22 protein-coding genes and 1 pseudogene are annotated in these 17,195 nt (G+C 63.9%); 12 read left to right on the top strand and 11 right to left on the bottom strand.

The window, feature by feature from the left end; all coding sequences use genetic code 11:
• The first annotated feature begins 4 nt into the window (after window positions 1-4).
• Entirely contained in the window at window positions 5-775 is a 771-nt protein-coding gene (locus tag NKH90_RS15755) for an exodeoxyribonuclease III (protein WP_352472106.1), read from the top strand.
• A 39-nt stretch (window positions 776-814) separates the two neighbouring features.
• Here the strand turns inward: NKH90_RS15755 and NKH90_RS15750 are convergent, their stop codons facing one another.
• Window positions 815-1,279, bottom strand: coding sequence for a GFA family protein (locus tag NKH90_RS15750; RefSeq protein ID WP_352820024.1), 465 nt, complete (start codon window positions 1,277-1,279; stop codon window positions 815-817).
• Window positions 1,280-1,432: 153 nt separating this feature from the next.
• Between NKH90_RS15750 and NKH90_RS15745 the strand changes: the two genes are divergently transcribed.
• The 3 genes from NKH90_RS15745 (at window position 1,433) to NKH90_RS15735 (ending at window position 4,429) form a co-directional block, all read left to right on the top strand.
• A complete protein-coding gene (locus NKH90_RS15745; protein ID WP_352501204.1) occupies window positions 1,433-1,732 on the top strand; it encodes a WD40 repeat domain-containing protein in 300 nt (99 codons plus the stop codon).
• Window positions 1,733-2,093: 361 nt separating this feature from the next.
• Window positions 2,094-2,645 (top strand): isochorismatase family protein, encoded by a 552-nt coding sequence (locus NKH90_RS15740; protein WP_352490954.1) that lies wholly within the window; start codon window positions 2,094-2,096, stop codon window positions 2,643-2,645.
• A gap of 161 nt (window positions 2,646-2,806) precedes the next feature.
• Window positions 2,807-4,429 carry an ABC-F family ATP-binding cassette domain-containing protein gene (locus NKH90_RS15735; protein ID WP_352472101.1) on the top strand — a complete coding sequence of 541 codons (1,623 nt, stop codon included), beginning with the start codon at window positions 2,807-2,809 and terminating at the stop codon, window positions 4,427-4,429.
• 61 nt (window positions 4,430-4,490) lie between these two features.
• On the opposite strand, the gene NKH90_RS15730 is transcribed toward NKH90_RS15735, so the two are convergent.
• On the bottom strand, window positions 4,491-4,922 hold the full coding sequence (locus tag NKH90_RS15730; RefSeq protein WP_023675692.1) for an SAM-dependent methyltransferase: 432 nt from the start codon (window positions 4,920-4,922) through the stop codon (window positions 4,491-4,493).
• A 491-nt stretch (window positions 4,923-5,413) separates the two neighbouring features.
• Here NKH90_RS15730 and NKH90_RS15725 point away from each other — a divergent pair, with 491 nt between their 5' ends.
• The 3 genes from NKH90_RS15725 to NKH90_RS15715 all read left to right on the top strand — a co-directional run bounded on the left by NKH90_RS15725 (window position 5,414) and on the right by NKH90_RS15715 (window position 8,135).
• Window positions 5,414-6,535: a KamA family radical SAM protein gene (locus NKH90_RS15725; protein ID WP_502898851.1), complete on the top strand. Its 1,122-nt coding sequence runs from the start codon at window positions 5,414-5,416 to the stop codon at window positions 6,533-6,535.
• 195 nt (window positions 6,536-6,730) lie between these two features.
• Window positions 6,731-6,985, top strand: a complete 255-nt coding sequence (locus tag NKH90_RS15720; protein ID WP_352820023.1) for an exopolysaccharide production repressor protein — start codon at window positions 6,731-6,733, stop codon at window positions 6,983-6,985.
• Window positions 6,986-7,310: 325 nt separating this feature from the next.
• Entirely contained in the window at window positions 7,311-8,135 is an 825-nt protein-coding gene (locus tag NKH90_RS15715; RefSeq protein ID WP_352820022.1) for a hypothetical protein, read from the top strand.
• A 218-nt stretch (window positions 8,136-8,353) separates the two neighbouring features.
• Here the strand turns inward: NKH90_RS15715 and yghU are convergent, their stop codons facing one another.
• On the bottom strand, window positions 8,354-9,241 hold the full coding sequence (gene yghU / locus NKH90_RS15710) for a glutathione-dependent disulfide-bond oxidoreductase (protein WP_352820021.1): 888 nt from the start codon (window positions 9,239-9,241) through the stop codon (window positions 8,354-8,356).
• Between the two features lie 248 nt (window positions 9,242-9,489).
• Here yghU and NKH90_RS15705 point away from each other — a divergent pair, with 248 nt between their 5' ends.
• Window positions 9,490-10,395, top strand: a complete 906-nt coding sequence (locus NKH90_RS15705; RefSeq protein ID WP_352820020.1) for a S1C family serine protease — start codon at window positions 9,490-9,492, stop codon at window positions 10,393-10,395.
• A 15-nt stretch (window positions 10,396-10,410) separates the two neighbouring features.
• Here the strand turns inward: NKH90_RS15705 and NKH90_RS15700 are convergent, their stop codons facing one another.
• The 5 genes from NKH90_RS15700 to NKH90_RS15680 form a co-directional block, all read right to left on the bottom strand.
• Window positions 10,411-11,022, bottom strand: coding sequence for a hypothetical protein (locus NKH90_RS15700; protein WP_352501199.1), 612 nt, complete (start codon window positions 11,020-11,022; stop codon window positions 10,411-10,413).
• Window positions 11,023-11,063: 41 nt separating this feature from the next.
• Window positions 11,064-11,261, bottom strand: coding sequence for a hypothetical protein (locus NKH90_RS15695; RefSeq protein ID WP_352472094.1), 198 nt, complete (start codon window positions 11,259-11,261; stop codon window positions 11,064-11,066).
• A 209-nt stretch (window positions 11,262-11,470) separates the two neighbouring features.
• The gene (locus NKH90_RS15690) at window positions 11,471-11,653 is read right to left on the bottom strand and encodes a DUF3606 domain-containing protein (RefSeq protein ID WP_023675702.1); all 183 of its coding nucleotides are present in this window, start codon (window positions 11,651-11,653) and stop codon (window positions 11,471-11,473) included.
• Window positions 11,654-11,664: 11 nt separating this feature from the next.
• Window positions 11,665-11,973 carry a hypothetical protein gene (locus NKH90_RS15685; protein WP_352472092.1) on the bottom strand — a complete coding sequence of 103 codons (309 nt, stop codon included), beginning with the start codon at window positions 11,971-11,973 and terminating at the stop codon, window positions 11,665-11,667.
• Window positions 11,970-12,329 carry a hypothetical protein gene (locus NKH90_RS15680; RefSeq protein WP_352820019.1) on the bottom strand — a complete coding sequence of 120 codons (360 nt, stop codon included), beginning with the start codon at window positions 12,327-12,329 and terminating at the stop codon, window positions 11,970-11,972. Before NKH90_RS15680 ends, NKH90_RS15685 begins: the two co-directional genes overlap by 4 nt.
• Window positions 12,330-12,555: 226 nt before the next feature.
• Between NKH90_RS15680 and NKH90_RS15675 the strand changes: the two genes are divergently transcribed.
• Complete coding sequence (locus NKH90_RS15675; protein ID WP_352465360.1) at window positions 12,556-13,515, top strand: prohibitin family protein; 960 nt, start codon at window positions 12,556-12,558, stop codon at window positions 13,513-13,515.
• A 52-nt stretch (window positions 13,516-13,567) separates the two neighbouring features.
• Here the strand turns inward: NKH90_RS15675 and NKH90_RS15670 are convergent, their stop codons facing one another.
• Window positions 13,568-14,134 carry an RBBP9/YdeN family alpha/beta hydrolase gene (locus NKH90_RS15670; protein ID WP_352820018.1) on the bottom strand — a complete coding sequence of 189 codons (567 nt, stop codon included), beginning with the start codon at window positions 14,132-14,134 and terminating at the stop codon, window positions 13,568-13,570.
• A 112-nt stretch (window positions 14,135-14,246) separates the two neighbouring features.
• Here NKH90_RS15670 and NKH90_RS15665 point away from each other — a divergent pair, with 112 nt between their 5' ends.
• Complete coding sequence (locus tag NKH90_RS15665) at window positions 14,247-14,720, top strand: Lrp/AsnC family transcriptional regulator (RefSeq protein WP_352453704.1); 474 nt, start codon at window positions 14,247-14,249, stop codon at window positions 14,718-14,720.
• Window positions 14,721-14,725: 5 nt separating this feature from the next.
• Here NKH90_RS15665 and NKH90_RS15660 read toward each other — a convergent pair whose 3' ends face one another.
• Entirely contained in the window at window positions 14,726-15,202 is a 477-nt protein-coding gene (locus NKH90_RS15660) for an Lrp/AsnC family transcriptional regulator (RefSeq protein ID WP_245274655.1), read from the bottom strand.
• Window positions 15,203-15,357: 155 nt separating this feature from the next.
• Between NKH90_RS15660 and NKH90_RS15655 the strand changes: the two genes are divergently transcribed.
• Complete coding sequence (locus NKH90_RS15655) at window positions 15,358-16,110, top strand: tryptophan 2,3-dioxygenase family protein (RefSeq protein WP_352820017.1); 753 nt, start codon at window positions 15,358-15,360, stop codon at window positions 16,108-16,110.
• A gap of 270 nt (window positions 16,111-16,380) precedes the next feature.
• Window positions 16,381-16,812: a DoxX family protein gene (locus NKH90_RS15650; RefSeq protein WP_352820016.1), complete on the top strand. Its 432-nt coding sequence runs from the start codon at window positions 16,381-16,383 to the stop codon at window positions 16,810-16,812.
• Window positions 16,813-16,851: 39 nt separating this feature from the next.
• Here the strand turns inward: NKH90_RS15650 and NKH90_RS15645 are convergent.
• Window positions 16,852-17,156, bottom strand: a pseudogene (locus tag NKH90_RS15645) (hypothetical protein).
• Between the last annotated feature and the right edge of the window lie 39 nt (window positions 17,157-17,195).

Below are 17,195 nucleotides of genomic sequence, written 5' to 3'. Positions count from 1 at the left end.
GCCGATGAAGATCGCCACCTTCAACGTCAACAACATCAACAGCCGGCTGCCGAACCTGCTCGCATGGCTGGCTGCCGCCAAACCCGACATCGCCTGCCTGCAGGAGCTCAAGGCGAGACAGACGCAGTTTCCGCGCACTGCGCTGGCGGCGGCCGGCTACGGCGCGGTTTGGGTCGGGCAGCCGACCTGGAACGGCGTCGCCATCCTTTCGCGTGGTGCAGAACCCGTTCTGACCCGCGAGGCGCTGCCCGGCGACGATAGCGACCAGCAGGCGCGCTACATCGAAGCTGCGGTCAACGGCATCGTCGTCGCCTGCCTCTACGCGCCGAACGGCAATCCGCAGCCCGGCCCGAAATTCCAGTACAAGCTCAACTGGCACGAAAGGCTGGAGGCGCATGCGGCGCAGTTGCTCGACACCGGCCTGCCGGTGGTGCTGGCCGGCGACTACAACATCGTGCCCGAGCCGCGCGACATTTACCCGACCCGCTCCTATGACGACAACGCGCTGGTCCAGCCGGAAAGCCGCGCATCGTTCCAGCGGCTGCTCGACCAGGGCTGGCTTGACGCGCTGCGCAAGAAGCACCCGAACGAGACGCTCTACACATTCTGGGACTATCGCCGCAACCGCTGGCCGCGCGATGCCGGCCTGCGCCTCGACCATATCTTGCTCAGCAAGAAGCTGTCGCGCCGGCTGGTAGCGGCGGGCATCGACCGCGACGTGCGCGGCGAGACCGGCGCCAGCGATCATGCGCCGGTCTGGGTGGAGTTGAAGTGAGGCACGGAGGCTGGCGCCGCCTTTCCGGGCGGCAACCAGTCAAGTTGGCCGCGCCGCTTCGCGGGCGAACGCCTCGATCAGAGGGGCGTATCCCTCGAGGTCGGGCTGCGTAGCGAAACTGTGGCTAGCGGCGGTCGAAGCCCAGGGCAGCTTTTCCGAAGTGAAGACTTCGACGAAAGGCACGTACCATTGGTGCTGGTCCAGCATGGTCGCACGAATGTTGACGAAAAAGTCCAGGCCATGCGGGCGCGTGAACATCCAGTTCTTGCAATGCGGGCAATAGAGCTGGCGATGCGGGCCGTGCAGGCCGCCGACCACCGGCTCGCCCTGGGCGACGGCGAAACCGTCGCTGGGCACGGCGATGGTCAGGGAATACGCGCTGGCGCTCAGCTTCTGGCAGCCGGTGCAGTGACACGCCATCGTCAGCAAGGGCGGGGCGCTGATGCGAAAGCGTATTCCGGCGCACAGGCAACCGCCGTCCCAAGGTAGCTTCCAATCGTCCATTGCTGGCCTCGCGTTAGCCTCTGCCAGCGATCTAGCGCGCGACCGGCCTCCCGGCAAACGCGGCGATGCCTGCGGCTGCTGCCGAAGGGCTGGGGTGGACTTGAGCCATCACCGACAGCCAGGCGCCGAGCGCCATCATTGCAGAGCGGATAGATGAACAGGTTTGCTGACAGGCTGCTTGCAGCCCTCATGATCGTGATCGGCACGGCTTGCTTCATCGAGGCGTATCTGGCGCTGGGCGAGGCGTGCTCGCGAGGTGCCGAACGGCCTCAGTTTCACCGCCGGCAGACCGGCAACCAGCTCGCCATGTTCGACAGCCAGTCCGGCCCGATCTATGCGGTTGCCTTTGCCGCGGGCGGCACGGTGCTGACCGGCGGCTACGACCGCAGCATCAGGGACTGGCCGGCTGGCGGCGCCGATAGGATGGTGCTTTTCGCCGGGGCGCCGGATTGATTGCGGGATATCCAATTTCGTCGCCGGGGCTTGGACACCCCCACTGTTGCGCTGGGCAATCGCATTTGGATTCTTGCGAAGATGGACCCCCACCCTAACCCTCCCCACAAGGGGAGGGAATGCTTCCGCGCGCCCTTACTTCCCCTTTGGCGCCGAAAGGCAGGCAATTTGCCGAGGTCAGCGCCAACGGAAGTCCCCCTCCCCCTTGTGGGGAGGGGTTAGGGGTGGGGGTCCATCGTAGAGCGAAAGCCTCGGCTTTCCACCTGCGATAGCCCTGCCCCACGAGGGGGAGATCAGCAGCTCCAGCTCGGCTTCGGCGCGTATACTTGACCCGCCTACCACCCACGCTATGCTCGCGTCCATGTCAGAGACCAGCCCCGCGGCCGCTGCGCCGCTCATCGTGATTGACCTTCAGACCGGCATGTTCGACGGTGTTGCCGAACCGCCGATCCATGATGCCGACGGCATCGTTGCCCGCACCCGCGCGCTGATCGAATGGGCACGGCGCAGCGGGCGCAAAGTCGCCTTCATCAGGCATGACGGGCCGCAGGGCGATCCTCTGGCGCCGGGTGAGCCGGGCTGGCCGGTGTGGCCGGCGCTCGGCCAGGCCGAGGACGAGCCGACTTTCGCCAAGCGTGTCGGCGATGCGTTCAGCAATGCCGCCCTTGCAGAATGGGTGGCCGGGCAGGGCGCCGGCGAGGTCGTTCTGATCGGCGCGCAGACCGATTTCTGCGTGGCGGCCACGGTGAAGGGCGCCTTTGCAGCGGGCCTGGGCGTCACCGTGGTTTCCGACGCCCACAGCACGCTCGACGCGGCCAGCGAGACCGCCGCGGAGATCATCGCCCGGCACAATGCGGCATTTGCCGCCGCCGGGGTCAAAATGGCGACGACGAAGGCGCTTACCGATAGCTGATCCGCCGGCTCATCCCTACGCCGTCAAAGCCTGATCCAGCCGGGAAGCGACTGGCGGGTTCAGACAATTTGGCGCGGGGCGCCTCACTACTGCGGGCTTCCGCCGGCGCGGTCTATCGCGTATTGGCGCAGGAACTCTCCTTTGGCCTTCCCCGGAAAACCATGATTCGTCTCGAAAGCATCAGCAAGCAGAATGGCAGGCAGATCGTCTTCATCGAAGCCTCCGCCGCGTTGCAGAAGGGCGAGAAGGTCGGGCTGGTCGGGCCTAACGGCGCCGGCAAGACGACGCTGTTTCGCATGATCAACGGCGAGGAGCAGCCCGACGAAGGCCAGGTCTCGGTCGATCGCGGCGTCACCATCGGCTATTTCAGCCAGGATGTCGGCGACATGGAAGGCCGCAGTGCGGTGGCCGAAGTGATGGACGGCGCCGGACCGGTCAGCGAAGTGGCGGCCGAGATGCGCGAGCTCGAGCACGCCATGGGCGACCCTGACCAGGCCGACCAGATGGACGAGATCATCGCCCGCTACGGCGAGGCGCAGCACCGCTTCGAGGAGCTCGACGGCTACGCGCTGGATGGCCGGGCGCGCGAGGTGCTGGACGGCCTCGGCTTCAGCCAGGAGATGATGGACGGCGACGTCGGCAAGCTGTCCGGCGGCTGGAAAATGCGCGTGGCACTGGCCAGGATCCTTTTGATGCGGCCCGACGCCATGCTGCTCGACGAGCCGAGCAACCATCTCGACCTGGAAAGCCTGATCTGGCTGGAGCAGTTCCTGAAGAACTATGACGGCGCGCTGCTAATGACCTCGCACGACCGCGAGTTCATGAACCGCATCGTCAACAAGGTGGTCGAGATCGACGGCGGTTCGCTGACCGCTTACTCCGGCAACTACGAATTCTACCAGCAGCAGCGGGCGATTGCCGACAGGCAGCAGCAGGCGCAGTTCGAGCGCCAGCAGGCGATGCTGGCCAAGGAGATCGCCTTCATCGAGCGCTTCAAGGCGCGTGCCTCGCATGCCGCCCAGGTACAGAGCCGGGTGAAGAAGCTGGACAAGATCGACCGGGTCGAGCCGCCCAAGCGCCGCCAGAAGGTATCGTTCGACTTCCAGCCGGCGCCGCGCTGCGGCGAGGACGTGGTGACGCTGAAGAACGTGCACAAGGGCTATGGCAGCCGCTCGATCTACGAGGGATTGGATTTTCAGGTGCGCCGCCGCGAGCGCTGGTGCATCATGGGCGTCAACGGCGCCGGCAAGTCGACGCTGCTGAAGCTGGTCGCTGGCGCTTCCGAGCCGGACAATGGCACGGTGGCGCGCGGGCCCAGCGTCAAGATGGGCTATTTCGCCCAGCACGCCATGGAAGTGCTGGAGGGCGAGCGCACCGTGTTCCAGACGCTGGAAGATGCGTTTCCGCAGGCCGGCCAAGCACCGCTCAGGGCGCTGGCCGGCTGCTTCGGCTTTTCCGGCGACGAGATCGAGAAGAAATGCCGCGTGCTGTCGGGCGGCGAGAAGGCGCGGCTGGTGATGGCGCTGATGCTGTTCGATCCGCCCAATTTGCTGGTGCTGGACGAGCCGACCAACCACCTCGACATCGCCACCAAGGAGATGCTGATCACGGCACTGTCGCAGTACGAGGGAACCATGCTGTTCGTCTCGCACGACCGCCATTTCCTGGCGGCGCTGTCGAACCGGGTGCTGGAACTGACGCCCGAGGGCATCCACACCTATGGCGGCGGCTATACCGAATATGTCGAGCGCACCGGGCAGGAGGCGCCGGGGTTGCGGAGCTGAGGCCGGCTCTGCCGCGCACGGTCACGTAGACGCTCGATTCCGGGGGCCAAGCACGAGGTGCTCAGCCATGTATCGCAATTTCGCGCAGCGGATCGCCGCCGTCGATGAACAGCCGGCCTTGCGCGGTCAACGCCGCCTTGAGCCGTCGCAGGGCAATTTTTCCTGCTTCGGGATGACGCCCGTCCAGCGCGCCGACGCGCACCGCAACGGCAATGTCGAAGTGCTTCTCATCGGCCTCCAACTCGAAATCCTCGATGGCGATCTGGCGAAGGCTCAGCCGGCCTGCCGCAATCTCGGCGCGCGAGGCGGCCCCGGCCTGCGCGATGGCCTTGGCCGAGCGGTCGATCGCCAGCACGTGCCCGCCGCCGATCCGGCGCGCGATCTCGCGCGCTGCAGCACCCGGTCCGCAGCCGATCTCCAGCACTCGCATGCCCTGCCGCAAAGGCAGCGCATTGACGATCTCCAAAAGCCTTGGCGACAAGTCGTTCGCCATACGCTGTTCTCCAGCTTTTTCACAATCCGAGACTAGCGACCGCGGCCGGCGACGGGAAGGCCGAGAGACGCGGGCATCGCCGATGTGTTCAGCTGGCATGTTCAGCTGGGTGCTGCTTGAGCAGGGGGCATGATCGACATCGAAGAGGTCGACGATCCGGTCTCGACCGCGGGCGACCGGGCGGGCCCGAGCGGCCCGGCGTCGTTGACCTGAGGGGTAGGGAGGGAACTGGCGCCGAGCCTAACCGGTTGGGGGGTAGATCACCGGCCGTTTATGTGTATACGCTCAAGCTAATATAAGAGCAAGCTAATGTTTTGCGTCAGCGATGTTGGACGATTGTTCTGACCATGGCCGGTTGTGGCTTCCTGCCGCGCCCTCCAATCCGGCCAAACACCGCTTATTGCCTTCAAGTCCTGGCTTCAATGCTGTACCCCGGCCCGAAATTCAAGGAGCCTGCGATGACCTCACATCCCGACATCCCCGACGCCAGCATGGCGGTCGATGCGGCCGGCGTGGCAGCCGATGACCGGCGCGCTCGCGAGGCGGATGCCGCATGGCGGGACGATGTTCGCGAGGGCGTGCGGCAGGTAGGTGATCTGGATTCGCTGCCGCTGTCGCCAGCCGAGCGGGCGGCGGCCAAAGCCGCGGCCACGCGCCACAAGGTTCGCATTCCCAAGGCCTATCTCGACCTGATCGACTGGAACGACCCCGCCGATCCGATACGGCTTCAGGTCATCCCGTCGCCCGCCGAACTGGCAGAGCAGGAGGGCGAACTCGACGATCCGATCGCCGACCACGCCTTCAGTCCCGTGCCTAGATTGACGCATCGACATGCCGACCGGGTTCTGTTGTTCCCGACCTATCAATGCGCGGTCTATTGCCGGTTCTGCTTTCGCAAGGAGCAGCTGACCTCGATCGGCCGGGGTTTTTCGCGCGAGGCGCTGGAGCCGGCCTTCGCCTATATCGCGGCCCATCCGGAAATCCGCGAGGTGATCCTGACCGGCGGCGACCCGCTGTCGCTGCCGGACAGGGCGCTGGCGGAAATCCGCGCCCGTGTCGAGGCGATCCAGCATGTGCGGCTGTTGCGCATCCACACTCGCGTACCCGTCGCGCTGCCGTCGCGCGTCACCGGCGGGTTGATTCAAGCCTTGCAGGGCCGGCTGATGGTCACTGTCGTCACCCATTTCAACCACCCACGCGAAATCACGGAGGCGACCGAGCGGGCCTGCCGCACGTTGCGGCAGGGCGGCTTCGTGCTGCTGAACCAGAGCGTTCTGCTGAAAGGCGTGAACGATACGGTCGAGGTGCTGGAAGAGCTGTGCCGCGAGCTGATGTATCGCCTTGGCGTCAAACCCTATTACCTGCACCACGGCGATCTCGTGCGCGGAATGGCGCACCGGCGCACCACGATCGCCGAGGGCCAGGCGCTGGTCAGCGCCTTGCGTGCGCGCCTGTCGGGCATCTGCAATCCCGTCTACGTGCTGGACCTGCCGGACGGCGGAGGGAAAGTCCCGCTCGGCCCGTCCTATCTCGAGGCGCGCGAAGCGGAGACGTGGCGAATACGTGCGCTTGATGGGGCGGTGAGGGCGTATAGGGAGGTTGCTGGGGAGTAGGGGACGCGCAGCCGCTGTCCAAGCCAGCCCACCTTGGTGACCTGACATGCAGCCCTTGATCACGGAAGCATGCGTTAACTGCTGTTCTATTTGGTGCTTGCGCAATTGCTAAAATAGTGAAAACGTTGGCCCGGGGTAATGGGTTAGGGGAGTTCGTCCCGGCTGTTGCGAGTTTCGGGGCGGCGCAGAAAAGTCATGAACTTTCCACAGTTCCTGGTGGGGCTGACCACCACATCGTCCATCGTGGCGATCTCGACTTACTTTGCGACGGGTTCAATCTGGAAGACGCTGGCCTGGACGATCTTTACCTTGATCGTCATGCAGGTTGGATATTTCCTGTTCGTCGTCCGGTTGATCTACGGATCCGGGGCGAAAGGCGCGGCGGCAAAGCCGCGGCGTCTGAGGGCTGTGCCGCCGAACCGTCGAGGTCGCATTCAGCTTATGCAGTAATGTCCCATATAGATATCATGGTCTAGACAGGACATGTTCGGTTCTGGGAATGTGCGTTGGACGTTCCGCTAGTTTAGCCAACTAATATATATCGCCCAACTCATATCGTCGTTTTTGGGCTAGCGGGAAAACCTGCCTGCTGCTTGTACGACTGTGCCTAAGTCCGCATTTTACAACCGGCTGGCAAGCTCCCTTTCGTTGATGCAGCCTAAATCCGGCTGGTGTTTTCGATGGGCGGTTGAGGCTATAAAGCCGTTCACCCGGGCGGCATCGAGATGCATTTCGGCCGGTCGAGAGGGTTGTGGTGATCGACGGAACGCCAAACGTGATCTTGCTGATCGGCAGCGCCCCCGATGTCGTGCGTTGCGCCGCCTGGCCCAAGCAGGCCTTCGGCAAGATCGTCGCCATCAACAACGCCTGGCGCGTGCGGCCCGACTGGGATTTCCTGGTCCATGCCGGCGATTTCCCGGCGGAGCGGATGCCGCAAGGCGGTCCCCTGCAGCAGGCGCAGATCTTCAGCGCCTCGCATTACGTGCCGGCGCAAAACAGCTTTGGCGGCTTCGTCTATGCCGGGGGCACCATGTCGATGACGGCGGCCTACTGGACGATCCACAGTCAGAAGCCGGACGTGCTGGCATTCCTTGGCTGCGACATGATTTACGACCAGCCCGGCAACACGCATTTTTACGGCGTCGGCCGCGCCGATCCGCTGCGCAACGACGTCACCCTGCGCAACCTCGAGGCGAAGTCGGCCCGCCTGCTCATCCATGCGCTTCGGCGCGGCTGCCTGTGCGTCAACCTATCCGACCTGCCGCGCAGCCGGCTGGTCTTCCCGCGGCTGACGCTCGATGAAGTCGGCGCGCTTTCTTCCTCGCGGCTTTCGGAAATGAAGGCCGAGATGCTTGCCGGCCTGCGGCTCGATCAGGCGGAGGAGGCCGACAGGATCGAGAAGGAACTCGGCTATTTCTTCGAGGACGGCATGTACTGGAAGCACCTCGAAAAGCTCGACGAGAAATTCCTGGCCAACATCGACCGGCTGTGGATGGCGGCGGTGAAGGCGAGCTTGAGCAGTCGGCCGAAGCTCCCGATCTCCCCCCTTGTGGCAGGGCAACCGCATTTGGATTCTTGCGAAGATGGACCCCCACCCTAACCCTCCCCACAAGGGGGAGGGAACGCTGCCGCGCGCCCTTACTTCCCCTTTGGCGCCGAAAGGCAGGCAATTTGCCGAGGTCAGCGCCAACGGAAGTCTCCCTCCCCCTTGTGGGGAGGGGTTAGGGGTGGGGGTACGTCGTAGAGCGAAAGCCTCGGCTTTCCATCTGCAATAGCCCTGCCCATTGTGGGGGGAGATCAGCAGTTTCAGTCGTCCGCTTAGCTTTTGGCCGCCGCGAGCTTGTCTTGCGTCCTGGTCTCGAAATCGCTGGCGTCATGGCGCTCGTGCAGTTGCATCGAAGGCTCGCCGAAGGTGCGGTTGACCATGCGGCCGCGCTTGACCGCCGGCCGCGCGTCGATGGCGTCGGCCCAGCGCTGCACGTTCTTGTACTGCTCCACCTGCAGGAACTCGCCGGAATCGTCATACATACGGCCCTTAGCCAGCCCGCCATACCAGGGCCACACCGCAATGTCGGCAATCGTATAGTCGCTGCCGCCTAAATACTCGCTTTCGGCGAGGCGTCGGTCGAGCACGTCCATCTGCCGCTTGGTTTCCATGGCGAAGCGGTCGATGGCATATTCGATCTTCGTCGGCGCATAGGCGTAGAAATGGCCGAAGCCGCCACCGAGATAGGGCGCCGAGCCCATCTGCCAGAACAGCCATGACAGCGTCTCGGCGCGAGCCGGCTGCTCCGTCGGCAGGAATTCGCCGAATTTTTCGGCGAGGTAGAGCAGGATCGAGCCGGATTCGAAGACGCGGACCGGCTTTTTCCCACTGCGATCCATCATGGCCGGGATCTTCGAGTTGGGGTTGACCTCGACGAAGCCGCTGCCGAACTGGTCGCCGTCGTTGATCCTGATAAGCCAGGCGTCGTATTCGGCGCCGCTGTGGCCGAGCGCCAGAAGTTCCTCCAGCATGATCGTCACCTTGACGCCGTTCGGTGTCGCCAGCGAATAAAGCTGCAGCGGATGCTTGCCGACCGGCAGTTTCTTGTCATGCGTCGGGCCGGCGATCGGCCGGTTGATGCTGGCGAAAGCGCCGCCATTTGCCTTGTTCCAGGTCCAGACTTTTGGCGGCGTGTATTGGTCCGTTGCGTAGTCGTTCATTTGGGAGGCCTTTGGAAGGGTTGGGTTGGGAGGATATCAGATATTAACGTGGGCAATGGCGGAGGAACTTTGCATAGGGCAGCTTGGGATAGCCGTAGGTACAGATAGGGCTGCCGGCGCTGTTGCAAAACCCCGGCGCGAACGGCGCGGCGCCGGTCCACGCCAAAGCCGGCGCCACCTCTTGCGCCTGATCACCTGCGCCATACCTATAGCCCATATCAGCTGCGAACATTGCCAGGAACCAAAGCATGAATATCGAACCCCTTTTGCGATCCATCGTGGCCGTCCGCGCCACCGTGCCAGAGGACGCCTTCACGGCAAATACACTTGGCACCCGCCGCGAGGGCAGTGGCGTGGTCATCCGCGGCGACGGGCTGGTACTCACCATCGGCTATCTCATCACCGAGGCCGAGGAGGTCTGGCTGGCCGACCAGGACGGGCGCGTCGTTCCCGCCCATGCGCTCGCCTACGACCAGGAGTCGGGCTTCGGCCTGGTGCAGGCGCTGGCGCCGCTCGGGCTGCCCGCCATTGCGCTCGGCGATGCGTCCAGGGCCAAGATCGGCGATCCCGTCGTGCTCGCCGACGGCGTCGGCCGCTCCGTGCGGGCGCGGATCGTCACCAAGCAGGAATTCGCCGGCTATTGGGAATATCTGCTCGACGAGGCGATCTTCACGGCGCCGGCTCACCCCTCATGGGGCGGCGCCGGCCTCATCGGCGCGGATAGCAGGCTGCTCGGCATCGGTTCACTGCGCCTGCAGATGAGCCGCAACGGCGAGGTCGCCGACATCAACATGGTGGTGCCGATCGATCTTCTGCCGCCCATCCTCGACGATCTGCTGACGCGCGGGCAGGTCGCCAGGCCGCCGCGGCCGTGGCTCGGCGCCTTCTCGGCCGAGAGCGACGGCAAGGTCGTGGTGATGAGCGTCGCCGAGGGCGGTCCAGCCGCCCAGGCGGGCCTTCGCCAAGGCGATGTCATCTCGGATGTCCGCGACACGGCGGTCGATGGGCTTGCCGATTTTTATCGCAAGCTTTGGAAGAGCGGCCCGGCGGGTGCCGAGATCCCGCTCCGGGTGCTGCGCGATGGCCGCGAAACCTGGCTGCGCGTCAAGTCCGCCGATCGCAACAGCCTGCTGTGGAAGCCGCCGCTGCAGTGAGGCAACCGAAACCTCTCACTCTCCGCAAGCGCTGAAGCCAGTGCCCGGGGTCCATTCCGCAAATGGGATGACCTTGCCTTCGACCGATACGGTCGCTTGCCTGGTGCTGCCGTCCGCCAGCTTCTTGCTGCTTTTGCCCTTGCCGGTCAGCACATTGTAGTCGCAGTCGCCGGCAACATTGTCGTCCATGTAATCCCAATAATCGTAGGCAAAACCGGCGACGACGAACGTGCCGTTGCGCCAGGCGAGCGTCAGCGTCTTATTGGTCCGCTCGCTGCCGATCTCCATCGCCGGAACATAGAGCTTGATCGAACCGTTGGGGAGCGCGGTGAGTTCGGGCTCGGTGTCGGATGTGGCGGGGCCCGGCCGGTCATAATCCTTCCATTCGCCGTAAATCTGTTCATGCACGACCCCGGCAGGTTTTAGAAAATCGCCATCGCGATCCTTGAGGAAAAAATACATGTCCATGGGATGGCCGGGCTCGGTCTCCACGATCATCGCCAGATCGGCGGCGCCGTCGCCGTTCCAGTCGCCGGTCGCCGCCGTGATGATCTTCTGCGTCTCGATCGGTTCTGCCAGGGCGGAGGCCGGCAGCAGCAGGACCAGACCGAATATTGCCGATCGCATGTAGATCCCCCCGCGCTTGGGCAGGCCTGAGGGCACGCTTCTCAGGAGGCCCGGCTCTGCCGCGTCTCGGAACGGCTCGTCTCGTTGAGCAGCCGGCAGAGCGAAACCGCTTCACGACGGCTCAGGCCGATCAGCGCGATTTGCGAAAATTGCGCCGGCAGATCGTGAACGATGTCCCACACCATCCATCGGCCGTTCGGCTCCATGACACATTCGTAGCGCAATAATTGTTCCTGCATCCGACCCCCCGGCTTTGCTCATCGGACTGGTACAGCGTCGAGGTAAATGAGTTGTTGCGCCGCGAGCGTATTCCGCGGCTGTCAAAACCAGGCGTTGAATCCTCACAAGGGCGAACCCGACAGGTCACGGCTGACGGTGCCGATGCTCTCGACAAGGCAGCAGGGCAGGGACGCTTCCGGCGTGAACGGCGGCCGCCGCCAGAGTTGGATCAGGCGTTGCGGCTCGCCATGTGCGCGTCGAGCTTCCTCCTCGAGGGGCCGTAACGCTTGATGATGGTCGCGGCCTCGCTTTGCGGTATGCCGTATTTGCGGGCAAAGGCAGCGACCTCGTAAGGCTCTTCGCCTGAGACCAGTTTGCGATCCTGCTTGGTCTTGGATTTGTCGTCGGCCATGGCGTCCTCCATCACATCTGGTCGTTATAGGGCTCCTTGGTCCGGCCGACCATCCTGGCCAGTTCGGCAAAGGACGGTACGCCGGTTTCACCCTGGGCATTGTTGGCCGCCTGCAGCAGCCTGAGCGGAAAGCAGACGGCGTCGCGGTTGGATGGCGACATGTCTTCATAGAGACGCTCCTCGCTGGTCATCGCCGCCTCGGCCCGGCGCAACGCCATGTCGACCTCGTCGACCGACAGCAGGCCCTTGTGGACCAGCGCGTTGTTGACGGCCGCGATCGCCATCATCAATCCTTCGAGCTGGAGATTGGCGACGTTCATCGTCTTGCGTCCTTGCCGGGCTTCTTGGCGGTGGCCTTGCCGTCTGGCCGGATCGCTGCGCGCGGCGGGTTCTGGCCCTCCGAATGCAGGGTCCTGTCGTCGAAATCGTCAGCCGGCCTAGTCAATCCCATGCCGCCGGGAGGTGGCTTGTTGCCGGCCGCATCCTGCGAAAATTCGTCGGCCGCGTCGCGGCTCGTCTTTGCCGGATATTTCCTCGCTCCGGTCTCGTAGCGGTTCGGGTCGTCGGCCATGTCCTGTGCTCCCGTTGCAATGAGCAGATAACTTTCATGCGGCGGCAGCGGTTCCGTGGCGAAATCGACCTTGCCGGTGCGCAAGCCTTCGCAATCTGCGACCACGACTACGAGGATTGCCCGAAGCGCAGAACCGATGCCGGACGGCAGAAGCAGACGCCAGGCAACGCGTCCCAGCCCGCAGCCGCGGCTGCAGGGGAAATCGGCTGGCCACCCTGAACCACCCGCCGGTCCGGCCGGCTGCCCCGAAGGTCTTTCCATATCCAGAGGATTGCAATGCCGCCACTATTGTGGGCAAAAGCAGCACGGGCAATCAGGTTGGGGTGGGGTGATGACCGAAACGCAAGGCAATTCAAGCCGTCCGCAGGGCAAGCCGGGGATGGCATCGGGGTCGATCGGTTCCGGCCTGATCGCACTCGTCATCGTGGCGCTCGGCGTCTTTGCGCTGTTTGGATCCTGGTACACGATCGATCAGGGCGACCGCGGCGTGCTTTTGACCAACGGAGCGCTGAGTTCGGTCGTTGATCCCGGACTGCATTTCAAGCTGCCGTGGTTACAGCGTGTCGAGAAGATCAGCCTGCGCCAGCAGGTGCTCAAATGGGGCTGCGAGAACCAGAACGATTGCAGCGGCCTGCCGGCCATGCAGGCCTATTCGCGCGACCAGCAACCGGCCGACATGCGCGTCACCGTCAATTTCCACGTGCCGGCCGCCGAAGTCAGCAACGTCTACACCAATTATGGATCGATCGAGGCACTGGCCGACCGCGTCATTGCCAGGAAAGCACCGCAGGAGATCAAGACGGTGTTCGGCCAGTACGACGCGGTGTCGGTTATCCAGAACCGGGCGAAGTTCAACAAGGACGTCGCCGAGGCCATCGCGGCGGTAACCGACGGCCCGGTGATGATCGACAGCGTGCAGGTCGAGAACATCGACTTCTCCGATGCCTACGAGCAGGCGGTCGAAGCCAGGATGACGGCGCAGGTCGAGGTGCAGAAGCAGGAACAGAACCTGCAGCAGGAAAAGATCAAGGCCGATATCGCCGTCACCCAGGCCAAGGGCCGCGCCGACAGCGTCAAGGCCGAAGCCGAGGCCAGCGCCTACAAGACCAGGGTCGAAGGCGATGCGACCGCGGGCGCCATCAAGGCTCGCGCCGCCGCAATCGCCAACAATCCGCTGCTGGTCGAACTGACCAAGGCGGAGAGATGGAACGGCGAATTGCCGAAGTCGATGATCCCGGGCTCGACCGTACCGTTCCTCGAACTCAGCACGCCTGCCGCAGCATCGAACTGAGGCGCGGCGCAAACCAGATCAGGGCGGCGGCGCGATAGCCGTCCTGGTGCGGTTACGGCTGAAGCACGGCGCCTCGGGCGATTGCTTGCGTTTGACCTAGAAAAGCTGTCAGCAGCTCCATTCCCGCCGGCCAGTCGCCGAGCCCGCTGTCGCCATTGATGTGGCGAAGCGGTCCGGCGATATGGAGATCGCTGCCCCATCGCTCGGATTTCGCCCTGGCATAGTCCAGCGAGCCGTAGGGATCGTTGGTGCTGGCGACAATCAGCGACGGAAAGCGAAGCCGTTGTTGCGGTGCGTCGGCGAAGGCCCGGGCGGAGGAGGGGAAGGCCGGCGACGCAGGGTCCGGAACCGCGACCAGCAACGCGCCGCCGATAGAGCGGGGGGAGATCCGCTGCCAGTGTACGACGAGCAGACAGCCGAGGCTATGGGCGACGAGCACCGGCGGTGTCCTTGCCTGGCATACAGCGGTTTCCAGCGCAGCCACCCAGTCGTCGAGGTTCGGCGCGTCCCAACTCGCCGGGTTGAACCGCCGCATCGCCGGGTTTGCCTGCTGCCAACGTGTCTGCCAGTGGGCTTCGCCCGATCCGCCGATGCCCGGCACAATGATGAAGTCGGTCATGCGAAGCCCTTCTTTCCTGATGCAGCGCGTGCAATTCTAGGTCTTCTCCCAGGTGGCGGAATGAGAGATCATCGGAAAGCAGCGACGAAATCCGATGGATTAAAGGGCGATCATGCGGAACGGCGATTATCGGCCAAGGCTCGACCCCACCGATCTGGCGATCATTGAGATCATGCAGGAGGATGGCCGCATCGGCATCTCCGAGCTTGGCCGCCGCGTCGGACTGTCCCAGCCCGCCACCTCGGAACGGGTGAAGCGGCTGGAGGAGCGCGGCGTCATCACCGGTTACAAGGCGGTGATCAATTCGGCAGCGCTCGGGCTCGGCACCATGGCGGTCATCCGCCTGCGCACCACGCATGAGCATATCCAGGCCTGCCTGAAGAAGTTCGCCCAATTGCCGGAGGTGGTCGAGGTGCTGCGGGTGACCGGCGAGGATTGTTTTCTGGTCAAGGTCGTGGTCCCGTCACCGCCCGATCTTGAAAGCATCGTCGACAGCATCGGCCACTACGGCACGGTGACGACAAATGTGGTTCTGCGCGCCGAGCAACCGAAGCGGCTGGGACGCGAATTGATGACCAGGGCCTGACCGGTCTATCGCTTGGTCTGCGTATGCCCGACGGCATTGGCGAACGAGATGCCGCCCTTGATCTCGCGCATCGCCATCGAGGTGATCGTGCGCCGCACGCCGGGCAGCCGGCTGAGCTCCTCGCGCAGCATCCTGTCGAGCGCCATCATGTCGACGGTGACTATCTGCAGGAGATAGTCGGCCTCGCCAGTCGTGGCGTGGCAGCGGCGGATCAGCGGATGCTTTTTGACCGCCGCCTCGAAGGCGTCCGACAGTTCGAAATCGATCGACACCTGGATGAAGGCTTCGATGCCGAAGCCGAGCTTGGCCGGGTCGATCCGGGTCGAGTAGCCGCGGATGACGCCGGCGTCCTCAAGCGCCTTGACCCGCTTCCAGCACGGCGTCTTGCTCAAGCCGACCTCGTCGGCGAGCGCGGCAAAGGAGATGCGGGCCTCGCGTTCGAGCGCCGCGACGATCTTCCGGTCGACCGCATCCAGCATCATTCGTTCTTCCTATCCGCTTCAGATGCAGTGTTTGTCCTTCATTTTGCACGAATCGAATAACAGAAAGGGACAATGTTCGGCAAGAAGGCGATTAGACTCGGGAACGGGATCCAACAAGCGCCTGCGGCCCAACGGCCGCGGCAAGGAGCATGGCCATGGACAAGCAGGATTATTATGCCCGCATCGAAACGCCTGAGATGCGCGACTATGGCGTCTACCTCAAATGCGACAGGCTGCTGGCCTGCCAGAAGCCGCTGGCCGAGATGGTGAATGCCGACGAGCTGCAGTTCCAGATCGTTCATCAGGTCGAGGAGCTGTGGATGAAGCTCATCGCCTATACGCTGGTCGATGTCGTTGATTTCCTGGAAAAGCAGGACACGCATCGCATCGTCACGCTGATGGCGCGCGTGCACCGGCTGTTGCGGCTGATGACGGCGCAGCTCGACCTGCTCGAAACCATGTCGCCCAAGGAGTACCAGCAGATCCGGCTGCAGCTCGGGAATGGCAGCGGTCAGGAATCGCCGGGTTTTAAGCAGCTGCTGCGTCTGCCGCCCGATCTGTGGCGGGCCTTCAAGGCGTCGTACCTCGACGACCGCGGCCTTTCGGTCGAGGATGTCTACGATACCGGCTACGATCACGGCGACAGCTATGTCGTTGCCGAAGCGCTGATCGAGTTCGACGAGCTGTTCCAGAAATTCCGTGCCAACCACCTCTATCTCATCCACCGCACGATCGGCCTCGGGGCGAAATCGCTGAAGGGCCGGCCGGTCGAATTGCTGGAAGCCGGCGCCCGCCACCGCTTCTTCCCGGAACTCTGGGACATACGCTGGGCGATGACCGACCGCTGGGGCAGCCAGTATGGAACGGTACGCGAGCCGATCAGCAAGCCGGGGGTCAAGGTGGGGTAGTACAACCTTCCTTCTTCCCTTGGGGGAGAAGGTGGATCGGCGCGCAGCGCCGAGACCGATGAGGGGTGTTGGACGGAGTGCCGCCGGCGCCAAGCTGGAGCACCCCTCATCCGTCGCCTTCGGCGACACCTTCTCCCACAAGGGGAGAAGGGAAGGCGCCACTTTGGTGTCGCCCGCTTGTATCTCTCAGGTTTTTCGGGGGATGATGTCGGGCTTGCGGCTGGTGGTGCGTCCTTGGGGCACAACCACCGTAACTCTTGGGAGGACATCATGACCTTGGAAACCGCTCAATCATCCGTTCAGTCGCCGTGGCAGACCGCGGCAATCCTTATCGCCCGCCTGATCTTTGCCGCCGTCTTCCTGATGGCCGTGATCTTCAAATTCGTCGATATCGGCGCCACCGCCGGCTATATCGCGGCGGCCGGGTTTCCATTCCCGCTGTTCCTGGCCTGGTGCGCAGCCCTGCTCGAGGTCGTCCTCGTTCTATGCTTCCTGACCGGCGCCTTCTTCTCCTGGGCAGCACTCGTCGCCGCCGCCTATGTGGTGTTCCTCGGCTTTGCCTTCCACGGGCCGTCGCACTGGGCCGGCAACCAGGCGGAGTTCGGCTTCTTCGTCGATCACTTCACCTTCCTGGCCGGGCTGCTGTTTGCCGCCGTGCACGGGCCGGGCCGCGTCCTGGCGCTGAGGCTTGGCAGGGGGTGATGCCAAAGCTTGCTGCGGCGGTCATCCTCGGTCGCCGCGTCACATCTGGTCGTTGTAAGGTTCCTTGATCTGACCGACCATGCGCGCCAGTTTCGAAAAGGACGGCATGTCCGTCTCCGGCTGACATTGATTGGCCAACTCCAGCAACCGGATCGGGAAGTTGGGGCATCGCGGCTCGACGCCGACATGCCTTCGGACCTTTCCTCGTTGGTCTCGCTGGCTTCGGCCTTGCGCAAGGCGATGTCTATCTCCTCGACGGAGACCACGCCCTTGCGGACCAGGACCTGATTGATCGATGCGATGGCCATCAGCAGGCCTTCGAGTTGCAGATTGGCGACGTTCATGGCTTTTGCTCCCATTGGCTGGGGTTCAAACGCGCGAAT

Origin of the sequence: Mesorhizobium sp. M0898 (assembly GCF_040319695.1) — a bacterium.
Lineage (GTDB): Bacteria > Pseudomonadota > Alphaproteobacteria > Rhizobiales > Rhizobiaceae > Mesorhizobium.
This window is presented reverse-complemented; position numbering and strand designations above follow the sequence as displayed.

Excerpts from the sequence above, each read along its gene's own strand:
- NKH90_RS15675 (WP_352465360.1), top strand. The coding sequence starts at position 12,556 with ATGACCGAAACGCAAGGCAATTCAAGCCGTCCGCAGGGCAAGCCGGGG.
- NKH90_RS15750 (WP_352820024.1), bottom strand. The coding sequence starts at position 1,279 with ATGGACGATTGGAAGCTACCTTGGGACGGCGGTTGCCTGTGCGCCGGA.
- NKH90_RS15685 (WP_352472092.1), bottom strand. The coding sequence starts at position 11,973 with ATGAACGTCGCCAATCTCCAGCTCGAAGGATTGATGATGGCGATCGCG.
- NKH90_RS15665 (WP_352453704.1), top strand. The coding sequence starts at position 14,247 with ATGCGGAACGGCGATTATCGGCCAAGGCTCGACCCCACCGATCTGGCG.
- NKH90_RS15755 (WP_352472106.1), top strand. The coding sequence starts at position 5 with ATGAAGATCGCCACCTTCAACGTCAACAACATCAACAGCCGGCTGCCG.
- NKH90_RS15735 (WP_352472101.1), top strand. The coding sequence starts at position 2,807 with ATGATTCGTCTCGAAAGCATCAGCAAGCAGAATGGCAGGCAGATCGTC.
- NKH90_RS15700 (WP_352501199.1), bottom strand. The coding sequence starts at position 11,022 with ATGCGATCGGCAATATTCGGTCTGGTCCTGCTGCTGCCGGCCTCCGCC.
- NKH90_RS15655 (WP_352820017.1), top strand. The coding sequence starts at position 15,358 with ATGGACAAGCAGGATTATTATGCCCGCATCGAAACGCCTGAGATGCGC.
- yghU (WP_352820021.1), bottom strand. The coding sequence starts at position 9,241 with ATGAACGACTACGCAACGGACCAATACACGCCGCCAAAAGTCTGGACC.
- NKH90_RS15720 (WP_352820023.1), top strand. The coding sequence starts at position 6,731 with ATGAACTTTCCACAGTTCCTGGTGGGGCTGACCACCACATCGTCCATC.
- NKH90_RS15730 (WP_023675692.1), bottom strand. The coding sequence starts at position 4,922 with ATGGCGAACGACTTGTCGCCAAGGCTTTTGGAGATCGTCAATGCGCTG.
- NKH90_RS15670 (WP_352820018.1), bottom strand. The coding sequence starts at position 14,134 with ATGACCGACTTCATCATTGTGCCGGGCATCGGCGGATCGGGCGAAGCC.
- NKH90_RS15690 (WP_023675702.1), bottom strand. The coding sequence starts at position 11,653 with ATGGCCGACGACAAATCCAAGACCAAGCAGGATCGCAAACTGGTCTCA.
- NKH90_RS15745 (WP_352501204.1), top strand. The coding sequence starts at position 1,433 with ATGAACAGGTTTGCTGACAGGCTGCTTGCAGCCCTCATGATCGTGATC.
- NKH90_RS15695 (WP_352472094.1), bottom strand. The coding sequence starts at position 11,261 with ATGCAGGAACAATTATTGCGCTACGAATGTGTCATGGAGCCGAACGGC.
- NKH90_RS15650 (WP_352820016.1), top strand. The coding sequence starts at position 16,381 with ATGACCTTGGAAACCGCTCAATCATCCGTTCAGTCGCCGTGGCAGACC.
- NKH90_RS15740 (WP_352490954.1), top strand. The coding sequence starts at position 2,094 with ATGTCAGAGACCAGCCCCGCGGCCGCTGCGCCGCTCATCGTGATTGAC.
- NKH90_RS15725 (WP_502898851.1), top strand. The coding sequence starts at position 5,414 with ATGGCGGTCGATGCGGCCGGCGTGGCAGCCGATGACCGGCGCGCTCGC.
- NKH90_RS15660 (WP_245274655.1), bottom strand. The coding sequence starts at position 15,202 with ATGATGCTGGATGCGGTCGACCGGAAGATCGTCGCGGCGCTCGAACGC.
- NKH90_RS15705 (WP_352820020.1), top strand. The coding sequence starts at position 9,490 with ATGAATATCGAACCCCTTTTGCGATCCATCGTGGCCGTCCGCGCCACC.